We start from the raw sequence: 23702 nt of genomic DNA, 5'->3' as shown, positions 1-23702 counted from the left end.
CAGCGTTCATCCTGAGCCAGGATCAAACTCTCCAATAAAGTTAGTTTGTCTAGCATCTAAAATAAAAATTGACGTTTCACGTTGTTTGTTTCGTTCAGTTTTCAAAGAACTACTTGGTCGCTCATTTGCGACTTCCTTATGTTAACATTTTCGTTTTTCGATGTCAACTAAGTTTTTCAATTTCTTTTTGTCGTTTTCTGCGTTTCCGCATCAGCGACGGTTATTAATTTAACATATACAAACTATTAACGTCAACACTTTTTAATAAAAAATTCTTTTTCTTACATAACGAATACATTCTTCTGTGTTAGCTACTCTCCGGAATAAACAGAAAATGATTTTATATCTTTCTTCCATGGCTTTTTTTACAACTTCATGAATACGCTCATCTTCAAAATCAAATAAAAGTTCCTCTAATTCTCTCTTCAATATGTATTCCATTTCTTTTCTCTCTTCTTTTGTCAACATCAGCCCAAGCAAACAATCACCTCAATAATTCCTTACGCAACAATAAACGTTCCGCTCATTTTCAATTATCACAATCCTATCATCCATTATATCCACTACTTACGATATTAATCCTTTGTTCTCTTTTTTATATTTACAGCATATATGTAACTGAAAAGGATTGGACAAAGGGGCGTAATATTATGTTTTTCTTTTTTATTACGAGTAAGAGAAATTTTAAACACATTAGCTTAATAGTGATACTGTCCTTATTTACAGCATGGCTACTCTTTTTAAAAACATATTCACATGAATCTGCTTTTTCAACTGCTACAGGCCCTAAAGTAATTTACAAAGGAGACACCGCTAAAAAGCAAGTTGCATTTACGTTTGATATTAGTTGGGGAGACAAAAAAGCAATTCCAATCCTAGATACTCTTAAAGAAAGAGAAATTAAGAATGCAACATTCTTCCTTTCTGCTGCATGGGCCGAAAGACACCCCGATATTGTAGAGCGAATCATGAAAGACGGACACGAAATCGGTAGTATGGGGTACAATTACACATCCTACACTTCTCTAGAGACAAATGAAATAAGACGAGACCTTTTACGAGCACAAGATGTTTTTACGAAACTTGGTGTAAAACAAGTCAAGCTGTTACGTCCACCTAGTGGCGAATTTAACAAAGCAACCCTTAAAATCGCAGAATCACTTGGATACACCGTCGTGCATTGGAGTAATAATTCAAACGATTGGAAAAACCCAGGTGTAAATAACATCGTTTCCACTGTCTCTAATAATTTGAAAGGTGGAGATATCGTCTTATTACACGCATCCGATTCTGCCCTTCAAACAAATAGAGCTTTACCGCTGCTCCTGCAAAAAATAAAAAGTGATGGATATGAGCAAATATCCGTATCACAACTTATTTCCAACACAAGTACGAAAAGTGAAGATGTGAAGTAGCTTCTTCCCTACCACTCTTCACGCATAAAAAGCTCTACTACCTTTCAAGAAGGTGGTAGAGCTTTTTGAATCATACCATTTCCAGCATTATAACTGCTGGTGTATAAAATCTCTCTATTAAGCTGATTTACTTGTTTTTCCGATTAAACGATGTAATACAAGTAATTGATATGCGTTACATAACAATAGCGGTATAACCATTAAATATAACCAATCTGTATCATTAATCCGAAGCGCTGGTACCCATTCAAGGATCGTTACAACAACCATAAAGAACAGAGCTGGCACAAATGCTTTTTTATTTGTTTCTTTGCTTTTTACATAAGCAACAATTGCTCCAAACACAAATAATATTCCAGCAACAAGTATGTTATTCCCTAACGAGACTTCCCCATTTGCAATAAGTACAGATCTTAAATACACAAAATCAAATAATACGAATGCAATAAAGAAGAGCTGGACTGCATTCCATAAAGAAGATGAGCGGAACATCCCTAGTCCAAAACGGTGGATTGTTAAATATGCAAAGAATCCCATTTGACTTATAACACTAAAAATAAATCCTACACCCATCAGCCAGAAAGATACTGCTAAAATCTCCTTACCGTCGAAATTTTGAAAAAATTTATTGTACTTGTCCCACTCCAAAACAAAACCAATAATAACTGTGCTAATTCCACCAAGAAACAACGTCGTTAAAAATAGTCGTACCCACTTGCGGCTATTCACAACACATCCCCCATTATCCTTATATTTCTAATTAAATTGTATCAATGACAATTTCAAAAAGCTAGCCATGTTCATGTATAAATTCCTTAAAGATATTTATATTAAAAAGAGAGAACTGTGCTGAAAGGAGTTCCAACTTATGAAACGGATGCTATTCATTTTCGTTTCTTCTTTTCTACTTATCGCACTTGCAGCATGCGCACAAGGAAAAGAAACGAAATCCGAACTAGATTACGATCAAACAAAGAAAATGATTGTTGATATTTTAAAAACAGATCAAGGTAAGAAAGCTATTCAAGATGTATTAACTGATGAAAAAATGAAACAAGCACTCATACTAGATGAAACAGTAGTAAAGAAAACGATTGAAGATGCCATGGTATCCGATAAAGGGCAACAATTCTGGGAAAAGCTCTTTAAAGATCCTGAGTTCTCATCGAAGTTCGCTAAAAGTATGGGGAAAGAACAAACCCAATTAATGAAAACCTTATTAAAAGACCCTGAATATCAAGCAGGCGTTATAGAAATTATGAAAAATCCTGAAGTAGAAAAAATGATGTTACAAACAATGAAGAGTAAAGAATACCGTCAATATCTACAACAAGTACTAACAGAAACTGCTGAAAGTCCACTCTTCCAAGCCAAGATGATTGATATCATTAGTAAAGGTGTGCAAAAAGCTGAAAAAGGCGGATCTGGTAAGAAAGAAGCAGGCGGTGACGGTGGTTCTCAAGGCGGGAAGAAGGAAGAATAGTAAAAAATAATAACTATAATAACGAGTGGACAATTTATACATTGTTCACTCGTTATTACTTTATCTTGCTATTAACAGACGAAATGGCTCCCTCTAGTTAAGCGAAAGGTTTACTAGCAACAAAAGCCTTATTGTTGTCAGTAACAGGTGAACCCCACTGATTAAAGTTTCACTTTATTTTTGTGTAACAGCTGTTCTATCAATTACTGTTTCAGCTATTTTACTATAAATAATGCCCGTTGTATGTGTATCTTCATATACTGAAGGAGCAAAGTCTTCTTTATTCCAATCGGGTTGTTGTAGCGGAATGCGACCAAGAACATTCGTTTGTAATTCGGTAGCTAACTTATCTCCCCCGCCTTTTCCAAATACATATTCTTTCTCACCAGTTACCTTACTTTCAAAATATGCCATATTCTCAACAACACCAAGAATACTATGTTCAGTGCGCAATGCCATCGCTCCAGCACGCGCTGCTACAAACGCAGCTGTTGGATGAGGCGTCGTTACAATAATCTCTTTGCAAGATGGCAACATTGAGTGCACATCTAACGCAACATCACCTGTGCCTGGTGGCAAATCTAGTACTAAATAATCTAAATCGCCCCATTCTACTTCTGTGAAGAAGTGGTTTAACATTTTCCCAAGCATAGGTCCTCTCCAAATAACTGGTGCATTATCCTCTACAAAGAAGCCCATTGAGATTACCTTTACACCTAAACGTTCCACCGGAATTATCTTGTCACCTCTTACGATAGGACGTTTTTCTATCCCCATCATGTCTGGCACACTAAAACCGTAAATGTCCGCATCAATAATACCAACTTTTTTTCCTAAACGAGCTAAAGCAACTGCAAGGTTAACGGAAACAGTTGATTTTCCCACGCCACCTTTTCCACTCGCTACTGCTAAGAATGTTGTTTTTGAATTAGGTGACAATAAAGATTCACTTTGCTCTTCTTCTTGTTCCGGTGCAAACTGAGCTAATTCCTCTTCTGTAAATTCTGCAAAACGAAGTCCAACTGTTGCTGCCCCAAGTTCTTTTACTAACTTTACAATTCCAGACTGCAACTGCATTTGTTCCGCTGTACCGGTTTTTACGATTGCAATTTTGACACTCACATGTTCCTTCTCTGGCTTGACTGTTACCTCTTTAATTGCACTTGTTTCTTTTAATGTTTTATGTAAAAACGGATCTACAATCCCTTCTAACGCTTCAACCACTTGCTCTTTCGTTATCATAATTAGCCCAGCCCCCTGTATGAAAAATAACGTAATGTTAATTTAATTTATCTCTGCTTATCCTTGAAATAAATGCGTTTACATTTCCAGTATAACATATTTTCCGAAAACTTCGTTAACGAGAGAAGCTCAAAAAAATCCTCCTTATTCTGGAGGATTTCCTTTTTCCGTGAAATAACGTAATATACCACGGTATATTGCAGCTGCTACCTTTTGCTGATATTTCTCCGAATTTAACATATACCTTTCGTTCACATTCGATAAAAAGCCAGCTTCAATTAAAGCACCTGGTGTTTTAGAATACTTTAATAAATATACATGCGAAATTGTCTTAGCAGAACGATTCGTGTTTTCTAAACTTGTTCTCAATTCAGCCTGTATAAATTTTGCAGCACGTTCATTTTCAATCGAAGAGCGGTAATAGAACGTTTGTGCGCCTTTCGATCCACTACTAGTTAAAGCATTTAAATGAATACTTGCAAAAAAGTCTACATCAGGTTTATTGATGATTTCTACACGTTTTTTTAAATCCTCTGCTTTACGTCTACTATATGACTTTGTATCTTTGTTAGCTAAATCATAATCTCCCTCACGCGTTAAAATAACTAGTGCACCTTGTTCTTGTAAATAGTCTTGTACCTTTTTTGTAATTTCAAGCGTAATATCCTTTTCTATAATATCCTTTCCACCAACAGCCCCTCCATCTGGTCCACCATGCCCAGCATCTAATACAATTACTTTCCCTGATAAGGGTAAATTCCAAGCTCGCCACGATTTTGTAATTTGAAATTCTTGTTTAACTAAAAAAAACAATACAACCGCAGCGAGTGCAAAAGAGATAATTCGAATTCTCTTCATACCTTTCCTCCTCCAGCTAGTCCCTCTAATTACTTATATGGGACAAGAGGAAAGTTTATGCTTGTCTTAATGAAGCTTTAATCGATATCTTCTTTCACCTTTTTCATACCCTTCTTGCCACCACAATCCTATAAACTGCTGACAAGATTCAAAAAGTAATTCCTCATCTTTCAACTTTATTTCTCGCATAGTCATACTCGTTAAAAATTGAAATAGCGTTTCAGTTAATTGTTGTTCTTCTTCTAAAGCTCTATATTTCACATCAAAAAACGATTCACCATAATAACCAAATTTACTGTATCTCGCTCCTAATAAATAAGATTCTATCCCTAATTCAATACAGTAATCTTCATACTGACGATGAAGCTCTTGCATTTGAAAGGCATCACGAATATTTGAACGCAATGTTTTTAATGATAATTCCCGCAACATCTTCCGCTCGTATTTTAACTGCTTTTCTTTTTGTTTTTCTTGTAAGCTGACAATGACATTCATAGTACTTATAAACCTCCCTAATACGTATTAGTCTAAACTTCTAAAGAAGAAGCATACGCGTGGCGGTAGCACTAAAATATTCCAAGCTATAAAAATTGCAAAAGAGGAATGAAACATAAAAAAACCCCAACCAAAATGGTTGGGGTTTGTAGTTCGCAAAAATTAACGTTTTGAGAACTGAGGTGCACGACGTGCGCCTTTAAGACCGTATTTTTTACGCTCTTTCATACGTGCGTCACGAGTTAATAGACCTGCACGTTTTAGTGTTAGACGGTATTCTGGATCAGCTTTTAATAAAGCGCGAGAAATACCGTGACGAATAGCACCAGCTTGACCAGTGTATCCACCACCATTTACGTTTACAAGTACATCGTAGTTACCTAAAGTTTCTGTTGCAACTAGAGGTTGTTTCACTACTTCACGTAATGCAGCAAATGGGATATAGTTTTCAAAATCACGACCGTTAATGATAACGCGTCCTTCGCCTGGAACTAGGCGTACGCGCGCTACTGAACTCTTACGACGTCCAGTGCCATAGTATTGAACCTGTGCCAAAGTAAGCCCTCCTTTAATTAATTATCCGCGAAGTTCGTAAACTTCTGGTTTTTGTGCTTGGTGTGGATGCTCTGCTCCAGCATACACGTTAAGTTTCTTAGAAACTTGACGGCCTAAGCGTCCTTTTGGAAGCATGCCTTTAATTGCAAGCTCTAACATTTGTACAGGGTAGTTTGTACGCATTTCAAGAGCTGTTCTTTGCTTAAGTCCACCTGGGTGGTTAGTGTGACGGTAGTAAATTTTATCGTTTAATTTATTACCTGTTAAATGAATTTTCTCAGCGTTAATAATAATTACATGATCACCCGTGTCAACGTGTGGTGTAAATGTAGGTTTGTTTTTACCACGTAAAATGGATGCTACTTCACTAGCAAGGCGACCTAAAGTTTGACCTTCAGCATCAACCACATACCATTTACGCTCAACTTCGTTAGCTTTTGCCATAAAAGTCGTACGCATGTGTTTCCCTCCTCGTTATCTTTTCCATAGAAAAAATCTATTGTTTATCTTAAACACGATTTCCTTCCGGGGCTAATCGTGGTTTTAGAAACAATACCATATGTTATGATATACTTTTGAGTTTCTAATGTCAAGCAAATGTTACACCAGGATTAGTTGTTATAGTTTACCTCCCATAAGTAAAGCCCATGACCTGGAGCCATCTTTCCAGCAAACTGACGATTTTGTTTCGCTAAAATCTCTGGAATGCTATCAGGATCAAGCTTTCCTTGCCCTACGCTAAGTAACGTACCAACAATAATTCTGACCATATTATATAAAAATCCATTACCTACAAAACGAAAAATTATTTCATCATTTTGTTCAATTAACTCGATTTCATAAATTGTTCGCACTTTATCTTTTTTGTCAGTTTTTGCCGAACAAAAAGAAGTGAAATCATGTGTTCCAATAAAATAAGGAATTGCTTTTCTTATAGAGTTGATTTCGAGCGGATATGGATATTGATATACGTAATTTCTACGGAATACATCCGCAGTCTTTGATAATAATACACGATAACGATATTCTTTTTTCTCAACACCGTAACGTGCATGAAATTCTTCTGTTTTTTTCTCTACTTGCCTAATAACAATATCATCTGGCAACATTGTGTTTAAAGCATTAATCCATTGCCACTCTTCAAGAGACAAAGGAGTATCAAAGTGTATTACTTGTCCTTTTGCATGAACTGTAGAATCTGTTCTACCAGATGCCTGAACACGAACAAGTTCTCCCTTATGCAATTTCTGCAATGCTTTTTCTATCTCCTGTTGAACAGTACGATGGTTCGGCTGAATTTGATAACCACAAAAATGCATGCCATCATATGCAACCGTACATTTTATTCTATCCATTTCTCTATTCTCCATTACGATCGCATCCATGCCAAAATACAAGCTAAACAAAATAAGCTGACAATCGTTACTGTATCGCTTTTTTTCCAGCGTAGTTGCCTAAATTTAGTACGTCCTTCACCACTTTGATATCCACGAGCTTCCATCGCAATGGCTAAGTCCTCTGCACGCTTAAAAGCACTGATAAACAGAGGAACGAGCAGTGAAATAATAGCTTTCATTCTATCTTTTATCGGTCCCCCGGCAAAATCAATACCACGTGACGCTTGTGCTTTCATTATTTTACTCGTTTCATCCATTAATGTCGGGATAAAACGAAGAGAAATTGACATCATTAATGCGATTTCATGAACAGGAACCTTTATACGCTTCAACGGCTTTAATAACGTCTCCAAACCATCTGTAATTTCAATAGGTGTCGTCGTTAACGTTAATAATGTCGTCATTAAAATAATAACGAAGAATCGTACAGAAATGTATATCCCTTGCTCTAATCCCTTTTCATATATCGAAAACCAACCAAGCTGGAATAGTACATCCCCCTCCTTATTTGTAAAAATATGCAGGAAAAATGTAAAAAGAAAAATCCATAAAATTGGTTTTAAGCCCGAAAGTACATAACGAATCGGCACTTTTGCAAAAAATAAAGCAATGAGTGCATATAAAAATAAAAATCCATATGAAATCGCATTATTTGCTAAGAAAACAACAAATACATATAAAAAGACAATCAGCAGCTTCGTACGTGGATCAAGTTGATGAATAAGTGAATTCCCCGGGATATATCTCCCAATAATCAACTGCTGCATGATTCATGACCACCTTTTCGTAACACCTGCACAACTTCATGAGTAAGATCCTCTAAAGATAAGGTAGCCTTTGAAATTGAAATACCAAACTTCTCTTCAATTGCACGTTTATACTTTAATGACATAGGAAGATCCACACCAATTTTCTCTAGTTCATCGGCATGTGAAAATACTTCCTCTGCACTTCCTTGCAAAAAGACCGTTCCTTTATGCATAACTACAATCTGCTCCGCATACTGAGCAGCATCCTCCATATTATGCGTTACAAGGATAACTGTAAGCCCCTTTTCCTTGTGCAGCTTATAAAACATCTCCATAAGTTCGTTCTGCCCTTTTGGATCTAGTCCTGCTGTAGGTTCATCTAATACAAGCACTTCAGGTTCCATCGCCAGTACACCCGCTATAGCAACACGTCTCATTTGTCCACCACTTAATTCGAACGGAGAACGTGTTAACAGTTCCGGTTCTAGCCCTACAAGTTCAATTGCCTTTCTAGCCTTTTGCCTTGCTTCGTCTACAGATACTCCAAAATTAGTAGGGCCGAAACAAATATCTTTCTCCACAGTCTCTTCAAACAACTGATGTTCTGGGAATTGAAAGACAACCCCTACTTTTTTACGTAGTGGCTTTAACTTTTTTTCTTTCTTTCCTGCCGAAATCAAATGTTCACCAATTTGAACTGTACCATTTGTCGGCTGCAATAAACCATTTAAATGTTGAATCATCGTTGACTTACCTGAACCAGTATGACCAATAATGGCATAATAGCCCCCACTTGGAAACGACACATCTACATCATAAAGTGCGCGTCTTTCAAATGGAGTTTTATATTGATAACGATGCTCTACTTTTTGGAATGTAATCTCCAAAGTTCGTTCACCAAGCTTTCCATTGTAAGATGCGTATTTTGCAAGAGAATTTCATTTCTTTTTAATAATTCTGCTATTTTCACTGAAAACGGTACATCTAAGCCAATTTCTTGGAGCATATGAGAGGATTTGAAAATTTTTTCTGGAGTCCCTTCCTCTAATATTTCTCCCTTATTTAAAATAATGACACGATCTGACTGTGCCGCTTCTTCTAAATCGTGCGTAATCGATAACACGGTAATACCTTTTTGAGTAACAAGTTGTCTAACCGTTTCTACTACTTCACGTCTCCCTTGAGGGTCTAGCATTGACGTTGCTTCATCTAATATTAAAATAGATGGTTGAAGTGCTAAAACGCCTGCTATTGCCACTCGCTGCTTTTGCCCACCAGATAAGGAATGAGGCTCATCATTAAGAAAATCTTCCATACGGACAAGTCGCAAGGCCTGTTCTAATCTTTCAATCATTTGTTCTCTTGGCATTCCGATATTCTCTAAGCCAAATACAACATCATCTTGCACTGTTGTTCCAACAAATTGATTATCTGGATTTTGAAATACCATTCCAATTTGTTTTCGAACATCCCATACCGTTTCCTCTGATAAAACCATTGTATCATTTACTGTAATAGTCCCTGCTTCTGGCAAAAACAAACCATTCAATAATTTTGCAAGTGTAGACTTTCCTGAACCGTTTTGTCCAATAATAGATACCCATTCTCCCTCATATAAGGAAAATGAAACATCTTTTAATGCATAAGTGGCTGCCCCAGGATATTGAAATGATATATTTTCTATCCGAAGTTTCTCTTTTTTCAATATAAGGCACCCTTTCCTTCGCACAGTTAGCCTATTTTTATATTTAAAAAAAAGGGCCATGACCAGTTTCTTGAAAAGAACTGTCCTGCCCTTTTAATTATCATTATACTAACTCGATAATTACCATTGGTGCTGCGTCTCCGCGACGTGGACCAATTTTTGCAATACGAGTGTATCCGCCTTGGCGCTCAGCATAGCGTGGAGCTACATCAGCGAATAGTTTTTGAAGTGCATCTTGACCAGTCTCAGCGTTAGCTACTTCATTGCGAATGAAAGCTGCTGCTTGACGACGAGCATGAAGATCTCCGCGTTTACCTAAAGTGATCATTTTTTCCACTACAGAACGAAGTTCTTTTGCACGAGTTTCTGTCGTTTGGATGCGCTCGTTGATAATTAAATCAGTAGCTAAATCACGTAACATAGCTTTACGTTGCGCACTTGTACGGCCTAATTTTCTGTATGCCATTCGTAGTTCCCTCCTTTGTTGATGGGTTTAAATCCTCAGTCGTCTTTACGTAAACCTAAACCTAATTCCTCAAGTTTATGTTTAACTTCTTCTAAGGATTTACGTCCTAAGTTACGAACTTTCATCATATCTTCTTCTGTTTTGTTCGCAAGCTCTTGTACAGTATTAATTCCTGCACGTTTTAGGCAATTATAAGAACGAACAGAAAGGTCTAGTTCTTCGATAGTCATCTCAAGAACTTTCTCTTTTTGATCTTCTTCCTTCTCGACCATAATCTCAGCATTTTGTGCTTCATCAGTTAAACCAACAAAGATATTTAAATGCTCAGTTAAGATTTTGGCACCTAAAGAGATAGCTTCTTTTGGCCCGATGCTTCCATCCGTCCATACATCAAGCGTAAGCTTATCATAATTAGCCACTTGTCCGACACGTGTCTTTTCCACTTGGTAAGTCACACGTGATACTGGAGTATAAATAGAATCAATAGGAATTACTCCTATTGGTTGATCTTCGCTTTTATTTGCATCAGCTGGCGTATACCCACGGCCACGCTTTGCAGTTAAACGCACGCGGAAATGCGCATCTTTTGCTAACGTTGCAATGTGTAAATCTGGATTTAAGATTTCTACATCACTATCGTGAGTAATATCAGCAGCTGTGACAATACCTTCGCCCTGTACATCAATTTCCAACGTCTTCTCTTCTTCAGAGTAGATTTTAAGAGCTAACTTTTTCAAGTTTAAGATGATCGTCGTAACGTCTTCTACTACGCCCTCAACTGTTGAAAATTCATGTAATACGCCATCGATTTGGATAGCAGTAACAGCGGCACCAGGGAGTGAGGATAAAAGAATACGACGTAAGGAGTTACCCAAAGTAGTACCATATCCACGCTCAAGCGGTTCAATTACGAATTTACCATATTTAGCATCTTCGTTAAGTTCAACCGTTTCGATTTTCGGCTTTTCGATTTCAATCATTAACTAAACCCTCCTTCAAAACGTCGAAACCCCGGTTAAACAAAGGTATAACCCCTGTCTAACCGAAAGTCCCCCTTAGGCAGTTCCCGATTGTGCACAACAAGCGATGTTTCTGTACGAAATTTCTCGATAATGCATCATATCCATTATAGACAAAAGGGAAAATTCTATACAGAAAAATTACACACGACGACGTTTTGGTGGACGACATCCATTATGAGGAACTGGAGTAACATCTCTAATTGCTGTTACTTCTAGACCTGCAGCTTGAAGAGCACGAATTGCAGCTTCACGACCAGCACCAGGACCTTTAACAGTAACCTCTAAAGTTTTTAAACCGTGTTCCATTGCAGCTTTAGCAGCAGTTTCAGCAGCCATTTGCGCAGCGAATGGAGTAGATTTACGAGATCCACGGAAACCAAGTGCACCAGCACTAGACCAAGAAAGTGCGTTACCGTGAGTATCTGTAAGTGTTACGATTGTGTTGTTGAAAGTAGAACGAATATGAGCTATACCAGCTTCAATATTCTTTTTCACACGTTTTTTACGAGTGTTTGTTTTACGTGCCATTGTTAGTTCAACCTCCTTTACTTATTATTTCTTTTTATTTGCTACTGTACGACGTGGACCTTTACGTGTACGAGCATTGTTTTTAGAGTTTTGACCACGAACTGGTAAACCACGACGGTGACGAAGACCACGGTAAGAACCGATCTCCATTAGACGTTTGATGTTAAGAGATACTTCACGACGAAGGTCTCCCTCAACTTTAATACGATCGATGATATCACGGATACGTCCTAATTCGTCTTCCGTTAAATCACGAACTCGTGTTTCTTCAGAAATACCTGCTTCTGCAAGAATTTTTTCAGCAGTTGTGCGACCAATGCCGAATACGTAAGTTAAAGAAATAACAACGCGTTTGTCTCGAGGAATATCTACACCTGCGATACGTGCCATTACGAATGCACCTCCTTCTGATTAACCTTGTTTTTGTTTATGTTTAGGGTTTTCACAAATAACCATTACTTTTCCACGTCTACGAATAACTTTACATTTTTCGCAGATTGGTTTAACTGACGGTCTTACTTTCATGTCTCGAACCTCCTTAAAGATTACGGAGTGCTATATTATTTAAAACGGTACGTAATACGACCACGATTTAAATCGTACGGAGATAATTCTACCGTAACTTTGTCTCCTGGTAAAATACGAATGAAGTTCATACGGATTTTACCAGAAACGTGAGCCAATACGACATGCCCATTCTCTAATTCTACTTTGAACATAGCATTTGGCAACGTTTCAAGAACGGTACCTTCGACTTCAATTACATCATCTTTAGCCATTCAATAGTTCTCCCTTCTTCAAATCAGTAACATTTTACACTGCTCTGAAATCCCGGAGAGCCAGCTACTTATAAAGTGGTAAGGATTTCGTATCCTGCTTCTGTAAGAGCAATCGTGTGCTCAAAATGGGCACACCATTTACCATCTACCGTTACCACTGTCCAGTCATCAGATAGTGTTTTTACATATCGTCTTCCTTGATTCACCATCGGCTCAACACAGATGACCATTCCCGGCTTTAATCTAGGGCCTCTATTGGGTGGACCATAGTGCTGGATTTGAGGGTCCTCATGTAAGTCTTGCCCGATTCCGTGACCAACATACTCCCTAACGATCGAGAATCCATTCTCTTCAGCATGGGTTTGAACCGCATGTGAGATATTTGATAATCTCTCGCCTGGTTTTACTTGTTCTAGACCAAGATACAACGATTTTTCTGTGACATCAAGTAGCTTTTGAACAGATTCAGAAATGTTTCCAACTGGATACGTCCATGCAGAATCTCCATGGTACCCATTGTATTTCGCACCAATATCGATACTGATGATATCGCCCTCTTTGAGCTTGCGCTTCCCTGGAATTCCGTGTACAAGCTCTTCATTTACAGAAGCACATATGCTCCCCGGAAATCCGTTGTATCCTTTAAAAGATGGCGTAGCACCATATTTTTGAATCGTCTTTTCCGCTATTTGATCGAGCTCTTTCGTTGTAATTCCTGGAGTAATGTGCTGTTTCAACTCTTGATGAGTCAAAGCAACGATCCTGCCAGCTTCTCGCATGATTTCTATCTCGCGAGGAGTTTTGCAGATTATCATTACGCTAAGCCTCCGATGAGAACATCGATATCAGCAAATACTTTATTGATATCTTGCTCACCATTAATGCTTTGTAAGTAACCAAGCTCTTCGTAGAAATCAAGCAAAGGTTTTGTTTGCTTAATATTTACATCTAAACGATTTGCTACAGTTTCTTCATTGTCATCAGAGCGTTGATATAATTCGCCACCACATTTATCGCACACATCAGCTTTTGCTGGTGGATTGAATTCTAAGTGGTAAGTCGCACCGCACTCTTTACAAATGCGACGGCCTGTAAGGCGTTTTAATAACAACCCTGAATCCACATTAATGTTTAAAACATAGTCGATTTTTTTGCCAAGATCTTTCATAATTTCTTCAAGAGCTGATGCTTGTGCAACAGTTCGTGGGAAACCGTCTAGTAAGAAACCTCTTACGCAGTCGTCTTGACTTAAACGTTCACGAACGATTCCGATTGTAACTTCATCTGGAACAAGTGCACCTTTATCAATAAAAGATTTTGCTTGTAGACCCATTTCAGTTTCAGCCTTCATAGCTGCACGGAACATGTCTCCTGTTGAAATGTGAGGGATGTTATACTTGGCAACAATCTGTTCGGCTTGTGTACCTTTACCAGCACCAGGAAGCCCCATTAAAATTAAGTTCATCCTTGTTCCCCCTCAGAGTACATGAGCATGTAGGGAAGACAATTCTTCCCACTTACTCACTGCTTGATAAACCCTTTGTAATGGCGTTTTACCAGTTGGCTTTCTAGCTGCTTCATTGTTTCTAAAGCAACGCCGACAACGATTAACATACTCGTTCCACCGATCTGTGCAGATGGAGGAAGATTTCCCAATTTCGTAAAGATAACTGGTAAGATTGCAATCGCTGCTAGGAAAATTGATCCTACAAAGGTCAAACGATACAAGATTTTTGTTAGATATTGTTCCGTATTCTTACCCGGACGAATACCTGGAACATATCCACCTTGCTTGTTTAGATTCTCTGACATTTGCTCTGGATTAACCTGAACAAATGCATAGAAATATGTGAAGGCTACAATGAGCGCAACATATATGATCATTCCCACTGGGTGAGAATAGTTAAAGTTTGCAATAATCCACTGCGATACATCATGTTTCGGGAAGAACTGTGCAATAGTCGGAGGCGTAATTAAGAATGAAACAGCAAAAATTACTGGAATAACACCAGCACTATTTACCTTAAGCGGTAAATGTGTGTTTTGTGCTCCAGCATAACCACCATTTCCTCCTGTTACACGCTTCGCATATTGAATTGGGATCTTTCTAACAGCCTGTTGAATGAAAATAACACCCACAATAACTGCTAGCACAGCTAGTAAAATCAATGCAACTTTAACGATACTCATGAACAATTGATCTCCGATATTTTGAAACTGTTGCTGATACACTTGAGATATAACACTTGGGATCGCTGCGGCAATACCGCCAAAGATAAGGATGGAAATACCATTACCTACACCTTTAGCTGTAATCTGTTCACCTAACCACATTAAAAATGCAGTACCAGCAGTCAGTACCGTAGCAATGTATAAATAAGTGCTCCAACCTGGATTCAAAATTAATTGTCCACCTACCATACCGTTAAAACCGATTGACATACCAAACCCCTGAATAAACGCAAGAACAATTGTAAAGTAACGCGTGAATTGCGTTAATTTACGACGGCCCATTTCACCTTGCTTCGACCATTCCGAAAATTTAGGAACAACATCCATCTGCAATAATTGCACGATGATGGATGCTGTAATATACGGCATGATTCCCATCGCAAAGATGGAGAAGTTTTTCAAGGCTCCACCGCCAAATGTATTTAGAATACCTAAAGCATTTAATTGATCTTGTGCCTTCAGTACGTCTCCATTTGTAAATGGCACGGGGATAAACGTGCCAATCCTGAATACGATTAACATCGCTAAAGTGAATAATATTTTACGTCTTATCTCAGCAACGCGCATAAAGTTGGAGATTGTACGAAACATTAGATCACCTCAACTGATCCGCCAGCTGCTTCAATTGCTTCTTTAGCACTTGAAGAGAACTTGTGCGCTTTAACAGTTAGTTTTTTCTCTACTGCTCCGCTTGCAAGAACTTTAACACCGTCGTTTAACTTGCTGATAACGCCAGTTTCCAGCAATAATTCAGGTGTTACTTCTGTACCATCTTCAAAACGATTTAACGTTGATAAGTTTACAATAGCAAACTCTTTACGGTTAATGTTTGTGAAGCCGCGTTTTGGTAAACGACGGAATAATGGAGTTTGACCACCTTCGAAGCCAAGACGAACACCGCCGCCAGAACGTGCGTTTTGTCCTTTATGACCTTTACCAGCAGTTTTACCGTTACCAGAACCGATACCACGACCGACACGGTTACGTACTTTACGAGAACCTTCTGCAGGTTTTAATTCATGAAGTTTCATTCCCAGGCACCTCCTTATATTAATGAGTTATCCTTAAGCTTCTTTTACAGTTACAAGGTGAGAAACTTTGTTGATCATACCAAGAATAGCAGGAGTTTCTTCCTTAACTACAGTTGAATTCAACTTTTTAAGACCTAAAGCTTCTACCGTCGCACGTTGATCTTGTGGACGACCAATTACACTACGAGTGAGGGTAATTTCTAACTTTTTCGCCATTTGTTTTCCCTCCTTAACCTAGTAGCTCTTCTACAGATTTACCGCGTAATTTTGCAACATCTTCAGCGCGCTTAAGTTCGCTTAATCCGTTCACAGTAGCGCGAATCATGTTGATTGGTGTGTTAGAACCAAGAGATTTCGAAAGAATATCTTGTACACCAGCTAATTCAAGGACCGCACGAACAGGTCCACCAGCAATAACACCAGTACCCTCAGCAGCAGGTTTTAAGAATACTTCACCAGCGCCAAAATGACCGTTGATTGTGTGTGGAATTGTTGTACCAACTAATGGTACAGCGATTAAGTTTTTCTTAGCGTCTTCGATAGCTTTACGGATTGCGTCTGGTACCTCTTGTGCTTTACCAGTACCGAATCCAACATGACCGTTTTTATCGCCAACTACAACTAGTGCAGCAAAGCGGAAACGACGACCACCCTTAACAACTTTCGCGACACGATTTATCGTAACTACACGTTCTTCAAGTTCTAATTTACTTGGGTCAATGCGATGCATCAATTTTCCCTCCTTTGACCATTAAAATTGTAATCCAGCCTCACGAGCAGCTTCAGCTAGAGCTTTAACACGGCCATGGTATAAGTAACCACCGCGATCAAATACTACTTCTTTAACGCCTTTCTCTACAGCACGCTTAGCAACTGATTCTCCAACTTTCGTAGCAGCTTCAATATTGCTAGTACCGTTAAGAGCAAGGTCTTTATCAAGAGTAGATGCACTTACTAACGTTACACCATTCACATCATCAATAACTTGAGCGTAAATATGTTGGTTAGAACGGAACACGTTTAAACGTGGACGCTCTGCAGTACCAGTAAGTTTAGCACGTACACGTGCATGTCTTTTCTTACGAGTCGCATTTTTATCAGCTTTAGTGATCATTCTTGTCACTCCTTTCTCTCACCTAACGGGTTTACTTAGCAGTTTTACCTTCTTTACGACGAACAACTTCGCCTTCGTAACGAATACCTTTACCTTTGTAAGGCTCAGGAGCACGTACAGCACGGATGTTAGCAGCGAATTCGCCAACACGTTGCTTGTCGATACCTTTAATTACGATCTTAGTTGGTGCAGGTACTTCAACTTCAAGACCTGCTTCCGGAGTCATTTCTACTGGATGAGAATAACCTACGCTTAATACAAGTTTATCACCTTGTTTTTGAGCACGGTAACCAACACCGACTAATTCAAGTCCGCGTGCGAAACCTTCAGTTACACCTTCAACCATGTTTCCGATTAAAGCACGAGTTGTACCGTGTAATGCACGGTGTTCCTTCTGTTCAGATGGACGCTCAACTGTTAATGTATTCTCTTCAATTTTGATAAGCATATCAGCATTGAAAGTACGAGTTAATTCACCTTTAGGGCCTTTTACTGTTACAGTATTGTCTTCTGCAACTGTAATAGTAACACCTGCAGGGATTTCAAGAATCTTTTTACCAATACGAGACATGTGGTCACACCTCCGTTCGTTTTAAATATATATTACCAAACGTATGCTACTACTTCTCCACCAGTTTGTAATTGACGAGCGTCTTTGTCTGTCATTACTCCCTTAGATGTAGAAACAAGAGCGATACCTAATCCGTTAAGTACACGTGGTACTTCGTCAGCTTTAGCGTAAACGCGTAAGCCAGGTTTACTGATACGTTTTAATCCAGTGATTACACGTTCATTGTTTGCACCATATTTCAGGAAAATACGAAGGATACCTTGTTTGTTATCCTCGATGTATTCTACATCACGAATGAAACCTTCACGTTTTAAAAGTTCAGCGATCTCTTTTTTGATTTTAGAAGCAGGAACCTCTAATTTCTCATGACGTACCATGTTCGCATTACGGATGCGAGTAAGCATGTCTGCAATTGGATCTGTCATCACCATGTGTTTTACCTCCTTCCCATTTGTGGGTTTTACCAACTAGCTTTTTTAACACCAGGAATTTGACCTTTATATGCAAGTTCACGGAAACAAATACGGCAAAGTTTAAATTTGCGGTATACAGAATGCGGACGACCGCAGCGTTCGCAACGTGTATACTCTTGTACTTTAAACTTAGGAGTACGCTTTTGTTTCGCTATCATAGATTTTTTAGCCACGTTTTCGCCTCCTCTACTTAGCGTTGGCTTCCATTATTTTTGGAATGGCATACCGAATTGTGTTAAAAGTTCACGAGCTTCTTCATCAGTTTTCGCTGTAGTAACGATTACGATGTCCATACCGCGGACTTTGCTTACTTTATCATAATCAATCTCAGGGAAAATAAGTTGCTCTTTAACACCTAATGTATAGTTTCCACGACCATCGAATGATTTCTTAGAAACACCACGGAAATCACGTACACGTGGTAAAGAAACTGATACTAATTTGTCGAAGAACTCATACATTTGCTCGCCGCGTAAAGTTACTTTCGCACCGATTGGCATACCTTCACGAAGACGGAAACCAGCGATTGATTTTTTAGCACGAGTTACAACAGGTTTTTGACCTGTGATTTGTGTTAATTCTTCTACTGCGTTGTCTAACGCTTTTGAGTTAGATACCGCGTCACCAACACCAGTGTTGATTACGATCTTTTCGATTTTTGGTACCTGCATTACAGATTTATAGTTAAACTTGCTCACTAGAGCAGGAGTAATTTCCTTTTGGAACTTCTCTTTAAGGCGATTCAATGAAGTGACCTCCTTTCTTAAGAAAATTATTTATCTAATAATTCACCAGATTTTTTTGCAATACGAACTTTTTTACCATCTTCTACTTTGAAGCCTACACGAGTAGGTTCACCTGTTTTCGGATCTAAAATCATAACGTTAGAAACGTGAATAGGTGCTTCTTTAGTAATAATTCCACCTTGTGGATTTAATTGAGATGGCTTAGAGTGCTTCTTAACGATATTGACACCCTCAACGATAACACGGTTTTGCTTTGGGAAAGCCACAAGGATAACGCCTTGTTTTCCTTTGTCTTTACCAGTGATTACCTGTACTTTATCACCTTTTTTTACATGCATCTTAATTCTGCACCTCCTTAGCAAGGCAATACCTTAAATTATAGAACTTCTGGAGCTAAAGAAACGATCTTCATGAAGTTGCTATCACGTAATTCACGAGCTACTGGTCCGAAGATACGAGTACCACGTGGGCTCTTATCGTCTTTAATGATAACCGCTGCGTTTTCATCAAATTTGATGTAAGAACCGTCCGTACGACGAGCTCCGCTCTTCGTACGTACCACTACTGCTTTAACAACGTCACCTTTTTTAACAACGCCACCTGGTGTTGCTTGTTTTACCGTAGCAACGATAATGTCACCAATGTTAGCATATTTACGACCAGAGCCGCCTAATACTTTAATTGTTAAAAGTTCACGTGCACCAGAGTTGTCAGCAACTTTCAAACGAGATTCTTGTTGGATCATGTTATGAAACCTCCCTTCGGACTAAAAATTCCGATTCGTCTATTTAGATAATAACCGCTTCTTCAACGATTTCAACTAAACGGAAACGCTTAGTAGCAGAAAGCGGGCGAGTTTCCATGATTTTAACGATATCGCCAAGTTTCGCTTGGTTTTGCTCATCATGGGCTTTGTACTTCTTAGAATACTTAACACGTTTTCCGTACAAGGAATGAGTTTTGTAAGTTTCAACTAAAACTGTAATCGTTTTGTCCATTTTGTCAGACACTACACGACCAGTATAAACTTTGCGTTGGTTACGTTCGCTCACTATGCAAACCTCCCCTCAATTTATCGATTAATTCCGATCTCTCTTTCACGAACTACAGTTTTCATACGAGCAATTGCTTTACGCACTTCACGAATGCGAGTTGGATTCTCTAATTGTCCTGTAGCAAGTTGGAAGCGAAGATTAAACAACTCTTCCTTTAAAGCTTTAACTTTTGTTTCGATTTCGGCAGTGGTTAATTCACGAATATCATTAGTTTTCATTAGATTCACCACCATTTTCTTCACGTTTTACGAATTTACATTTCACAGGTAACTTGTGAGCTGCAAGACGTAATGCTTCGCGTGCTACCTCTTCAGATACACCCGCGATTTCAAACATAATTTTCCCAGGTTTTACTACTGCTACCCAGCCTTCTGGTGCCCCTTTACCGGAACCCATACGTACTTCTAGAGGTTTTGCAGTGTAAGGTTTAGAAGGGAAAATTTTAATCCATACTTTACCGCCACGTTTCATGTAACGAGTCATTGCACGACGAGCAGCTTCGATTTGACGGTTTGTAATCCATGAAGCAGCTTGTGCTTGTAAACCGAATTCACCGAAAGCAATTTCAGTTCCACCTTTAGCACGACCACGCATTTTACCACGATGCTCTCTACGATATTTTACGCGTTTTGGCATTAACATATTATTTTCCTCCTTCCTCAGAAGCTTTCTTTTTTGTAGGAAGGACTTCTCCACGGTAGATCCATACTTTTACGCCTAATTTACCGTATGTTGTATCAGCTTCAACTGCTGCATAGTCAATATCAGCGCGAAGTGTATGAAGTGGAACAGTTCCTTCACTGTAAGATTCTGCACGAGCGATATCAGCTCCGCCAAGACGACCAGAAACCTGTGTTTTAATACCTTTAGCACCTGCACGCATAGCACGTTGAATAACTTGCTTTTGTGCACGACGGAATGATACACGGTTTTCTAATTGACGAGCGATGTTTTCGCCTACTAATTTAGCGTTAAGATCAGCTCTCTTAACTTCTAAAATGTTGATGTGTACACGCTTGCCTGTTAATTGGTTAAGAGCTTTACGAAGTGCTTCAACTTCAGTACCACCTTTACCAATTACCATACCAGGTTTTGCAGTGTGAATTGTAACATTTACACGATTTGCTGCACGTTCGATTTCTACTTTAGCAACAGCAGAATCTTTTAAGCGTACATTAATGTACTCACGGATTTTGATGTCTTCATGTAATAATGTAGCGTAATCTTTCTCAGCGAACCAACGAGATTCCCAGTCACGGATAACGCCGACACGAAGACCAATTGGATTAACCTTTTGACCCATCGATTATCCCTCCTTCTTTTCTGATACCACAACTGTGATGTGGCTTGTGCGTTTGTTAATTTGGCTTGCACGACCCATTGCACGTGGACGGAAACGTTTTAACGTTGGACCTTCGTCAACGAAAACTTTTTCTACAACTAGGTTGTTAATGTCCATCTCATAATTGTGCTCTGCATTTGCGATTGCAGATTTTAAAACTTTTTCTACAACTGGAGAAGCAGTTTTTGGTGTGTGGTTAAGGATAGCAATCGCTTCACCCACTTGCTTACCTCGGATTAAGTCTACTACTAAACGAACTTTACGAGGAGCAATACGAACTGTTCTCGCTACTGCTTTAGCTTGCATTGAAGTGCCTCCTCTCATTATCTTCTAGTTTTCTTATCGTCAGCAAGGTGACCTTTGTACGTACGAGTTGGTGCGAATTCACCTAACTTATGGCCAACCATATCCTCAGTGATGTACACAGGTACGTGTTTACGACCATCATATACAGCGATTGTGTGTCCGATGAACTGAGGGAAGATTGTTGAACGGCGAGACCAAGTTTTAACAACTTGTTTTTGCTCAGATGCAACTAATTTTTCCATTTTGCTCATTAAGTGATCATCGACAAATGGTCCTTTTTTTAAGCTACGAGCCATTTTGGTGCCTCCCTTCGTGATTGGCGTACGGTTCTAGAAATGAACCGTACTACAATCCCATTATTTTTTACGACGACGAACGATGAATTTGTCAGACGCTTTGTTTTTCTTACGAGTCTTGAATCCAAGAGTTGGTTTACCCCATGGAGACATTGGAGACTTACGTCCGATTGGAGAACGTCCTTCACCACCACCGTGTGGGTGATCAACCGGGTTCATTACAGAACCACGAACTGTTGGGCGTTTACCTAACCAGCGAGAGCGACCTGCTTTACCGATTTTGATAAGTTCGTGTTGTTCGTTACCTACTTGACCGATTGAAGCGCGACAAGCAGATAATACAAGACGTACTTCACCAGAAGTTAAACGTACAAGTACGTATTTACCTTCTTTACCAAGTACTTGAGCAGATGTACCAGCAGAACGAACTAATTGTCCGCCACGACCAGGCTTAAGCTCGATGTTATGAACAACAGTACCTACTGGAATGTTGATTAATGGTAATGCGTTACCGATTTTAATGTCAGCTTCTGGGCCAGACATAACTTCCATACCTACTTCTAAAGATTTAGGAGCAAGAATGTAACGTTTTTCACCGTCAACGTAGTTAATTAATGCGATATTCGCAGAGCGGTTTGGATCGTATTCGATCGTAGCAACGCGTCCTGGAATTCCATCTTTGTTACGCTTAAAGTCGATAATACGGTATTGACGCTTATGTCCGCCACCTTGATGACGTACAGTGATTTTACCTTGGTTATTACGACCAGCCTTCTTGCTTAAAGGAGCAAGTAATGACTTTTCGGGTCTATCAGTCGTGATTTCAGCGAAATCATTCGTAGTCATATTACGACGACCGTTAGTAGTTGGATTATACTTTTTGATTCCCATCTCAATTTCCCTCCTTCTTTAGTAAGAATTAAACGCCTTGGAAGATTTCGATTTCTTTGCTGTCAGCAGTTAGCTTAACGATTGCTTTACGACGACGGCTAGTAAAACCAGCGTGACGACCAACGCGTTTTGCTTTCGGCTTGTAGTTCATGATGTTCACTTTTTCTACTTTAACACCAAAGATCGCTTCAAGAGCATCTTTAACTTCTGTTTTATTAGATTTAACGTCCACATCGAACGTGTATTTTTTTTCAGCCATCATTTCCATAGAACGTTCAGTGATAACTGGGCGCTTAATGATATCACGAGGATCTCTCATTATGCAAGCACCTCCTCTACTTTTTCCACTGCCGCTTTTGTCATGATTAGCTTATCATGATGAAGCACGTCTAAAACGTTTACGCCATCAGCAGTGATTACTGTTACTCCAGGGATATTGCGAGCAGATAACTCTACAGATTCGTTTGCATCAGCAGTTACGATAAGAGCTTTCTTCTCAACAGTTAATCCTTTAAGTACTGCTAGCATATCTTTTGTTTTTGGTGCATTTAACACTAGGTCTTCAAGAACTACAATGTTGTTCTCAACTACTTTAGTAGCTAATGCAGATTTGATTGCTAAACGACGAACTTTCTTAGGAAGTTTGTACGCATAGCTTCTTGGTGTAGGTCCGAATACCGTACCACCACCACGCCATTGAGGAGAGCGGATAGACCCTTGACGAGCACGTCCAGTTCCTTTTTGACGCCATGGTTTACGACCACCACCGCGAACTTCAGAGCGAGTTTTTACTTTGTGTGTACCTTGACGTAAAGATGCACGTTGCATCATTACAGCTTCGAAAAGTACAGCTTCATTTGGTTCGATACCGAAAATAGCTTCAGCTAATTCGATTTCACCAACCTGTGAACCAGTTTGGTTATATACAGTAACTTTTGGCATTGGAATTCC

41 protein-coding genes are annotated in these 23702 nt (G+C 39.0%); 2 read left to right on the top strand and 39 right to left on the bottom strand.

The features are described 5' to 3' along the window. Positions 1–261 precede the first annotated feature (261 nt). Positions 262–480 carry a hypothetical protein gene (locus ACS2CR_RS20580; protein ID WP_000901147.1) on the bottom strand — a complete coding sequence of 73 codons (219 nt, stop codon included), beginning with the start codon at positions 478–480 and terminating at the stop codon, positions 262–264. Positions 481–650: 170 nt separating this feature from the next. Here ACS2CR_RS20580 and pdaB point away from each other — a divergent pair, with 170 nt between their 5' ends. After that, the gene (pdaB, locus tag ACS2CR_RS20575; protein ID WP_000464705.1) at positions 651–1415 is read left to right on the top strand and encodes a polysaccharide deacetylase family sporulation protein PdaB; all 765 of its coding nucleotides are present in this window, start codon (positions 651–653) and stop codon (positions 1413–1415) included. A 117-nt stretch (positions 1416–1532) separates the two neighbouring features. On the opposite strand, the gene kbaA is transcribed toward pdaB, so the two are convergent. Then, a complete protein-coding gene (gene kbaA / locus ACS2CR_RS20570) occupies positions 1533–2144 on the bottom strand; it encodes a KinB signaling pathway activation protein KbaA (RefSeq protein ID WP_001088526.1) in 612 nt (203 codons plus the stop codon). Between the two features lie 139 nt (positions 2145–2283). Between kbaA and gerD the strand changes: the two genes are divergently transcribed. Beyond that, complete coding sequence (gerD, locus tag ACS2CR_RS20565) at positions 2284–2898, top strand: spore germination lipoprotein GerD (RefSeq protein WP_000827296.1); 615 nt, start codon at positions 2284–2286, stop codon at positions 2896–2898. Positions 2899–3072: 174 nt separating this feature from the next. Here gerD and ACS2CR_RS20560 read toward each other — a convergent pair whose 3' ends face one another. The 37 genes from ACS2CR_RS20560 to rplD all read right to left on the bottom strand — a co-directional run bounded on the left by ACS2CR_RS20560 (position 3073) and on the right by rplD (position 23693). Then, a complete protein-coding gene (locus ACS2CR_RS20560) occupies positions 3073–4140 on the bottom strand; it encodes an Mrp/NBP35 family ATP-binding protein (RefSeq protein ID WP_000628846.1) in 1068 nt (355 codons plus the stop codon). A gap of 144 nt (positions 4141–4284) precedes the next feature. Then, the gene (cwlD, locus tag ACS2CR_RS20555; protein WP_000822439.1) at positions 4285–4998 is read right to left on the bottom strand and encodes an N-acetylmuramoyl-L-alanine amidase CwlD; all 714 of its coding nucleotides are present in this window, start codon (positions 4996–4998) and stop codon (positions 4285–4287) included. 66 nt (positions 4999–5064) lie between these two features. Further along, complete coding sequence (locus ACS2CR_RS20550) at positions 5065–5493, bottom strand: DUF2521 family protein (RefSeq protein ID WP_001101005.1); 429 nt, start codon at positions 5491–5493, stop codon at positions 5065–5067. Between the two features lie 162 nt (positions 5494–5655). Continuing rightward, positions 5656–6048: a 30S ribosomal protein S9 gene (gene rpsI, locus ACS2CR_RS20545; protein ID WP_000079986.1), complete on the bottom strand. Its 393-nt coding sequence runs from the start codon at positions 6046–6048 to the stop codon at positions 5656–5658. A 21-nt stretch (positions 6049–6069) separates the two neighbouring features. Beyond that, on the bottom strand, positions 6070–6507 hold the full coding sequence (gene rplM / locus ACS2CR_RS20540) for a 50S ribosomal protein L13 (RefSeq protein ID WP_001260793.1): 438 nt from the start codon (positions 6505–6507) through the stop codon (positions 6070–6072). A gap of 152 nt (positions 6508–6659) precedes the next feature. Continuing rightward, positions 6660–7403, bottom strand: a complete 744-nt coding sequence (gene truA / locus ACS2CR_RS20535) for a tRNA pseudouridine(38-40) synthase TruA (protein WP_002098927.1) — start codon at positions 7401–7403, stop codon at positions 6660–6662. A 14-nt stretch (positions 7404–7417) separates the two neighbouring features. Continuing rightward, positions 7418–8212: an energy-coupling factor transporter transmembrane component T family protein gene (locus ACS2CR_RS20530; protein WP_153602621.1), complete on the bottom strand. Its 795-nt coding sequence runs from the start codon at positions 8210–8212 to the stop codon at positions 7418–7420. Further along, positions 8200–9081, bottom strand: coding sequence for an energy-coupling factor ABC transporter ATP-binding protein (locus tag ACS2CR_RS20525; RefSeq protein WP_074594005.1), 882 nt, complete (start codon positions 9079–9081; stop codon positions 8200–8202). Before ACS2CR_RS20525 ends, ACS2CR_RS20530 begins: the two co-directional genes overlap by 13 nt. Further along, positions 9057–9899, bottom strand: coding sequence for an energy-coupling factor ABC transporter ATP-binding protein (locus ACS2CR_RS20520; RefSeq protein ID WP_000711759.1), 843 nt, complete (start codon positions 9897–9899; stop codon positions 9057–9059). Before ACS2CR_RS20520 ends, ACS2CR_RS20525 begins: the two co-directional genes overlap by 25 nt. Before the next feature lie 103 nt (positions 9900–10002). After that, a complete protein-coding gene (gene rplQ / locus ACS2CR_RS20515; protein WP_000331490.1) occupies positions 10003–10365 on the bottom strand; it encodes a 50S ribosomal protein L17 in 363 nt (120 codons plus the stop codon). 35 nt (positions 10366–10400) lie between these two features. After that, the gene (locus ACS2CR_RS20510) at positions 10401–11345 is read right to left on the bottom strand and encodes a DNA-directed RNA polymerase subunit alpha (protein ID WP_000569643.1); all 945 of its coding nucleotides are present in this window, start codon (positions 11343–11345) and stop codon (positions 10401–10403) included. A 180-nt stretch (positions 11346–11525) separates the two neighbouring features. Continuing rightward, complete coding sequence (rpsK, locus tag ACS2CR_RS20505; protein WP_000101798.1) at positions 11526–11915, bottom strand: 30S ribosomal protein S11; 390 nt, start codon at positions 11913–11915, stop codon at positions 11526–11528. 24 nt (positions 11916–11939) lie between these two features. Then, positions 11940–12305, bottom strand: coding sequence for a 30S ribosomal protein S13 (rpsM, locus tag ACS2CR_RS20500; RefSeq protein ID WP_000090788.1), 366 nt, complete (start codon positions 12303–12305; stop codon positions 11940–11942). 21 nt (positions 12306–12326) lie between these two features. Then, positions 12327–12440: a 50S ribosomal protein L36 gene (rpmJ, locus tag ACS2CR_RS20495; RefSeq protein ID WP_000868344.1), complete on the bottom strand. Its 114-nt coding sequence runs from the start codon at positions 12438–12440 to the stop codon at positions 12327–12329. 35 nt (positions 12441–12475) lie between these two features. Continuing rightward, a complete protein-coding gene (gene infA, locus ACS2CR_RS20490) occupies positions 12476–12694 on the bottom strand; it encodes a translation initiation factor IF-1 (RefSeq protein WP_001029884.1) in 219 nt (72 codons plus the stop codon). 68 nt (positions 12695–12762) lie between these two features. Further along, complete coding sequence (gene map, locus ACS2CR_RS20485; protein ID WP_053513347.1) at positions 12763–13509, bottom strand: type I methionyl aminopeptidase; 747 nt, start codon at positions 13507–13509, stop codon at positions 12763–12765. Next, positions 13509–14159, bottom strand: coding sequence for an adenylate kinase (locus ACS2CR_RS20480; protein ID WP_001048989.1), 651 nt, complete (start codon positions 14157–14159; stop codon positions 13509–13511). Before ACS2CR_RS20480 ends, map begins: the two co-directional genes overlap by 1 nt. Positions 14160–14215: 56 nt before the next feature. Beyond that, the gene (secY, locus tag ACS2CR_RS20475) at positions 14216–15517 is read right to left on the bottom strand and encodes a preprotein translocase subunit SecY (RefSeq protein WP_000490117.1); all 1302 of its coding nucleotides are present in this window, start codon (positions 15515–15517) and stop codon (positions 14216–14218) included. Then, entirely contained in the window at positions 15517–15957 is a 441-nt protein-coding gene (rplO, locus tag ACS2CR_RS20470; RefSeq protein WP_000766081.1) for a 50S ribosomal protein L15, read from the bottom strand. The genes secY and rplO overlap by 1 nt, the downstream gene beginning before the upstream one ends. Before the next feature lie 33 nt (positions 15958–15990). Then, complete coding sequence (gene rpmD / locus ACS2CR_RS20465) at positions 15991–16173, bottom strand: 50S ribosomal protein L30 (protein WP_001085234.1); 183 nt, start codon at positions 16171–16173, stop codon at positions 15991–15993. Positions 16174–16186: 13 nt separating this feature from the next. Then, positions 16187–16687, bottom strand: a complete 501-nt coding sequence (rpsE, locus tag ACS2CR_RS20460) for a 30S ribosomal protein S5 (protein WP_000554646.1) — start codon at positions 16685–16687, stop codon at positions 16187–16189. Between the two features lie 21 nt (positions 16688–16708). Further along, positions 16709–17071: a 50S ribosomal protein L18 gene (gene rplR, locus ACS2CR_RS20455; RefSeq protein ID WP_000628816.1), complete on the bottom strand. Its 363-nt coding sequence runs from the start codon at positions 17069–17071 to the stop codon at positions 16709–16711. A gap of 31 nt (positions 17072–17102) precedes the next feature. Then, positions 17103–17642: a 50S ribosomal protein L6 gene (gene rplF / locus ACS2CR_RS20450; RefSeq protein ID WP_000086558.1), complete on the bottom strand. Its 540-nt coding sequence runs from the start codon at positions 17640–17642 to the stop codon at positions 17103–17105. Between the two features lie 32 nt (positions 17643–17674). Further along, positions 17675–18073 carry a 30S ribosomal protein S8 gene (gene rpsH, locus ACS2CR_RS20445; RefSeq protein WP_000245511.1) on the bottom strand — a complete coding sequence of 133 codons (399 nt, stop codon included), beginning with the start codon at positions 18071–18073 and terminating at the stop codon, positions 17675–17677. 29 nt (positions 18074–18102) lie between these two features. After that, positions 18103–18288, bottom strand: a complete 186-nt coding sequence (rpsN, locus tag ACS2CR_RS20440; protein ID WP_001085700.1) for a 30S ribosomal protein S14 — start codon at positions 18286–18288, stop codon at positions 18103–18105. Between the two features lie 33 nt (positions 18289–18321). Beyond that, positions 18322–18861 carry a 50S ribosomal protein L5 gene (gene rplE / locus ACS2CR_RS20435; protein ID WP_001080831.1) on the bottom strand — a complete coding sequence of 180 codons (540 nt, stop codon included), beginning with the start codon at positions 18859–18861 and terminating at the stop codon, positions 18322–18324. A 26-nt stretch (positions 18862–18887) separates the two neighbouring features. Beyond that, a complete protein-coding gene (gene rplX / locus ACS2CR_RS20430) occupies positions 18888–19199 on the bottom strand; it encodes a 50S ribosomal protein L24 (protein WP_000558200.1) in 312 nt (103 codons plus the stop codon). Positions 19200–19237: 38 nt separating this feature from the next. Further along, positions 19238–19606 carry a 50S ribosomal protein L14 gene (rplN, locus tag ACS2CR_RS20425; RefSeq protein WP_061129083.1) on the bottom strand — a complete coding sequence of 123 codons (369 nt, stop codon included), beginning with the start codon at positions 19604–19606 and terminating at the stop codon, positions 19238–19240. Positions 19607–19649: 43 nt separating this feature from the next. Beyond that, positions 19650–19913 (bottom strand): 30S ribosomal protein S17, encoded by a 264-nt coding sequence (rpsQ, locus tag ACS2CR_RS20420; protein WP_000004106.1) that lies wholly within the window; start codon positions 19911–19913, stop codon positions 19650–19652. Positions 19914–19933: 20 nt separating this feature from the next. After that, complete coding sequence (gene rpmC, locus ACS2CR_RS20415) at positions 19934–20134, bottom strand: 50S ribosomal protein L29 (protein ID WP_000855718.1); 201 nt, start codon at positions 20132–20134, stop codon at positions 19934–19936. Then, positions 20124–20558, bottom strand: coding sequence for a 50S ribosomal protein L16 (gene rplP, locus ACS2CR_RS20410; RefSeq protein ID WP_000928969.1), 435 nt, complete (start codon positions 20556–20558; stop codon positions 20124–20126). Before rplP ends, rpmC begins: the two co-directional genes overlap by 11 nt. A 1-nt stretch (position 20559) precedes the next feature. Further along, entirely contained in the window at positions 20560–21219 is a 660-nt protein-coding gene (rpsC, locus tag ACS2CR_RS20405; RefSeq protein WP_000529956.1) for a 30S ribosomal protein S3, read from the bottom strand. Between the two features lie 3 nt (positions 21220–21222). Further along, entirely contained in the window at positions 21223–21564 is a 342-nt protein-coding gene (gene rplV / locus ACS2CR_RS20400) for a 50S ribosomal protein L22 (RefSeq protein WP_001148024.1), read from the bottom strand. Positions 21565–21581: 17 nt separating this feature from the next. Next, positions 21582–21860, bottom strand: coding sequence for a 30S ribosomal protein S19 (rpsS, locus tag ACS2CR_RS20395; RefSeq protein ID WP_000124454.1), 279 nt, complete (start codon positions 21858–21860; stop codon positions 21582–21584). A gap of 60 nt (positions 21861–21920) precedes the next feature. Then, positions 21921–22751 carry a 50S ribosomal protein L2 gene (rplB, locus tag ACS2CR_RS20390; RefSeq protein ID WP_000511583.1) on the bottom strand — a complete coding sequence of 277 codons (831 nt, stop codon included), beginning with the start codon at positions 22749–22751 and terminating at the stop codon, positions 21921–21923. Between the two features lie 28 nt (positions 22752–22779). Beyond that, entirely contained in the window at positions 22780–23070 is a 291-nt protein-coding gene (gene rplW, locus ACS2CR_RS20385; RefSeq protein ID WP_001205558.1) for a 50S ribosomal protein L23, read from the bottom strand. After that, positions 23070–23693, bottom strand: coding sequence for a 50S ribosomal protein L4 (gene rplD / locus ACS2CR_RS20380; protein WP_001127258.1), 624 nt, complete (start codon positions 23691–23693; stop codon positions 23070–23072). The genes rplW and rplD overlap by 1 nt, the downstream gene beginning before the upstream one ends. Positions 23694–23702: the final 9 nt, after the last annotated feature.

This window comes from Bacillus cereus group sp. BceL291, from assembly GCF_051776705.1.
GTDB lineage: Bacteria > Bacillota > Bacilli > Bacillales > Bacillaceae_G > Bacillus_A > Bacillus_A cereus.
The sequence above is the reverse complement of the archived record's forward strand: the minus strand, read 5'-3'. Positions and strand labels throughout refer to the sequence as shown.

What these genes read in the sequence shown, in the direction of transcription:
- rpmD (WP_001085234.1), bottom strand. Translation starts at nt 16,173, where the DNA reads ATGGCGAAAAAGTTAGAAATTACCCTCACTCGTAGTGTAATTGGTCGT.
- rpsE (WP_000554646.1), bottom strand. Translation starts at nt 16,687, where the DNA reads ATGCATCGCATTGACCCAAGTAAATTAGAACTTGAAGAACGTGTAGTT.
- rplB (WP_000511583.1), bottom strand. Translation starts at nt 22,751, where the DNA reads ATGGGAATCAAAAAGTATAATCCAACTACTAACGGTCGTCGTAATATG.
- secY (WP_000490117.1), bottom strand. Translation starts at nt 15,517, where the DNA reads ATGTTTCGTACAATCTCCAACTTTATGCGCGTTGCTGAGATAAGACGT.
- rplV (WP_001148024.1), bottom strand. Translation starts at nt 21,564, where the DNA reads ATGCAAGCTAAAGCAGTAGCGAGAACAGTTCGTATTGCTCCTCGTAAA.
- ACS2CR_RS20560 (WP_000628846.1), bottom strand. Translation starts at nt 4,140, where the DNA reads ATGATAACGAAAGAGCAAGTGGTTGAAGCGTTAGAAGGGATTGTAGAT.
- ACS2CR_RS20510 (WP_000569643.1), bottom strand. Translation starts at nt 11,345, where the DNA reads ATGATTGAAATCGAAAAGCCGAAAATCGAAACGGTTGAACTTAACGAA.
- rpmC (WP_000855718.1), bottom strand. Translation starts at nt 20,134, where the DNA reads ATGAAAACTAATGATATTCGTGAATTAACCACTGCCGAAATCGAAACA.
- rplF (WP_000086558.1), bottom strand. Translation starts at nt 17,642, where the DNA reads ATGTCTCGTATTGGTAAAAAGATTCTTGAAATCCCTGCAGGTGTTACT.
- rplP (WP_000928969.1), bottom strand. Translation starts at nt 20,558, where the DNA reads ATGTTAATGCCAAAACGCGTAAAATATCGTAGAGAGCATCGTGGTAAA.
- rpsH (WP_000245511.1), bottom strand. Translation starts at nt 18,073, where the DNA reads ATGGTGATGACAGATCCAATTGCAGACATGCTTACTCGCATCCGTAAT.
- ACS2CR_RS20480 (WP_001048989.1), bottom strand. Translation starts at nt 14,159, where the DNA reads ATGAACTTAATTTTAATGGGGCTTCCTGGTGCTGGTAAAGGTACACAA.
- rplR (WP_000628816.1), bottom strand. Translation starts at nt 17,071, where the DNA reads ATGATCACTAAAGCTGATAAAAATGCGACTCGTAAGAAAAGACATGCA.
- rpsC (WP_000529956.1), bottom strand. Translation starts at nt 21,219, where the DNA reads ATGGGTCAAAAGGTTAATCCAATTGGTCTTCGTGTCGGCGTTATCCGT.
- rplQ (WP_000331490.1), bottom strand. Translation starts at nt 10,365, where the DNA reads ATGGCATACAGAAAATTAGGCCGTACAAGTGCGCAACGTAAAGCTATG.
- gerD (WP_000827296.1), top strand. Translation starts at nt 2,284, where the DNA reads ATGAAACGGATGCTATTCATTTTCGTTTCTTCTTTTCTACTTATCGCA.
- infA (WP_001029884.1), bottom strand. Translation starts at nt 12,694, where the DNA reads ATGGCTAAAGATGATGTAATTGAAGTCGAAGGTACCGTTCTTGAAACG.
- map (WP_053513347.1), bottom strand. Translation starts at nt 13,509, where the DNA reads ATGATAATCTGCAAAACTCCTCGCGAGATAGAAATCATGCGAGAAGCT.
- pdaB (WP_000464705.1), top strand. Translation starts at nt 651, where the DNA reads ATGTTTTTCTTTTTTATTACGAGTAAGAGAAATTTTAAACACATTAGC.
- rpmJ (WP_000868344.1), bottom strand. Translation starts at nt 12,440, where the DNA reads ATGAAAGTAAGACCGTCAGTTAAACCAATCTGCGAAAAATGTAAAGTT.
- rplW (WP_001205558.1), bottom strand. Translation starts at nt 23,070, where the DNA reads ATGAGAGATCCTCGTGATATCATTAAGCGCCCAGTTATCACTGAACGT.
- truA (WP_002098927.1), bottom strand. Translation starts at nt 7,403, where the DNA reads ATGGATAGAATAAAATGTACGGTTGCATATGATGGCATGCATTTTTGT.
- rpsK (WP_000101798.1), bottom strand. Translation starts at nt 11,915, where the DNA reads ATGGCACGTAAAACAAACACTCGTAAAAAACGTGTGAAAAAGAATATT.
- ACS2CR_RS20530 (WP_153602621.1), bottom strand. Translation starts at nt 8,212, where the DNA reads ATGCAGCAGTTGATTATTGGGAGATATATCCCGGGGAATTCACTTATT.
- rpsM (WP_000090788.1), bottom strand. Translation starts at nt 12,305, where the DNA reads ATGGCACGTATCGCAGGTGTAGATATTCCTCGAGACAAACGCGTTGTT.
- cwlD (WP_000822439.1), bottom strand. Translation starts at nt 4,998, where the DNA reads ATGAAGAGAATTCGAATTATCTCTTTTGCACTCGCTGCGGTTGTATTG.
- rplO (WP_000766081.1), bottom strand. Translation starts at nt 15,957, where the DNA reads ATGAAACTTCATGAATTAAAACCTGCAGAAGGTTCTCGTAAAGTACGT.
- rplN (WP_061129083.1), bottom strand. Translation starts at nt 19,606, where the DNA reads ATGATCCAACAAGAATCTCGTTTGAAAGTTGCTGACAACTCTGGTGCA.
- rplD (WP_001127258.1), bottom strand. Translation starts at nt 23,693, where the DNA reads ATGCCAAAAGTTACTGTATATAACCAAACTGGTTCACAGGTTGGTGAA.
- rplX (WP_000558200.1), bottom strand. Translation starts at nt 19,199, where the DNA reads ATGCATGTAAAAAAAGGTGATAAAGTACAGGTAATCACTGGTAAAGAC.
- rplM (WP_001260793.1), bottom strand. Translation starts at nt 6,507, where the DNA reads ATGCGTACGACTTTTATGGCAAAAGCTAACGAAGTTGAGCGTAAATGG.
- ACS2CR_RS20550 (WP_001101005.1), bottom strand. Translation starts at nt 5,493, where the DNA reads ATGAATGTCATTGTCAGCTTACAAGAAAAACAAAAAGAAAAGCAGTTA.
- rpsS (WP_000124454.1), bottom strand. Translation starts at nt 21,860, where the DNA reads ATGGCTCGTAGCTTAAAAAAAGGACCATTTGTCGATGATCACTTAATG.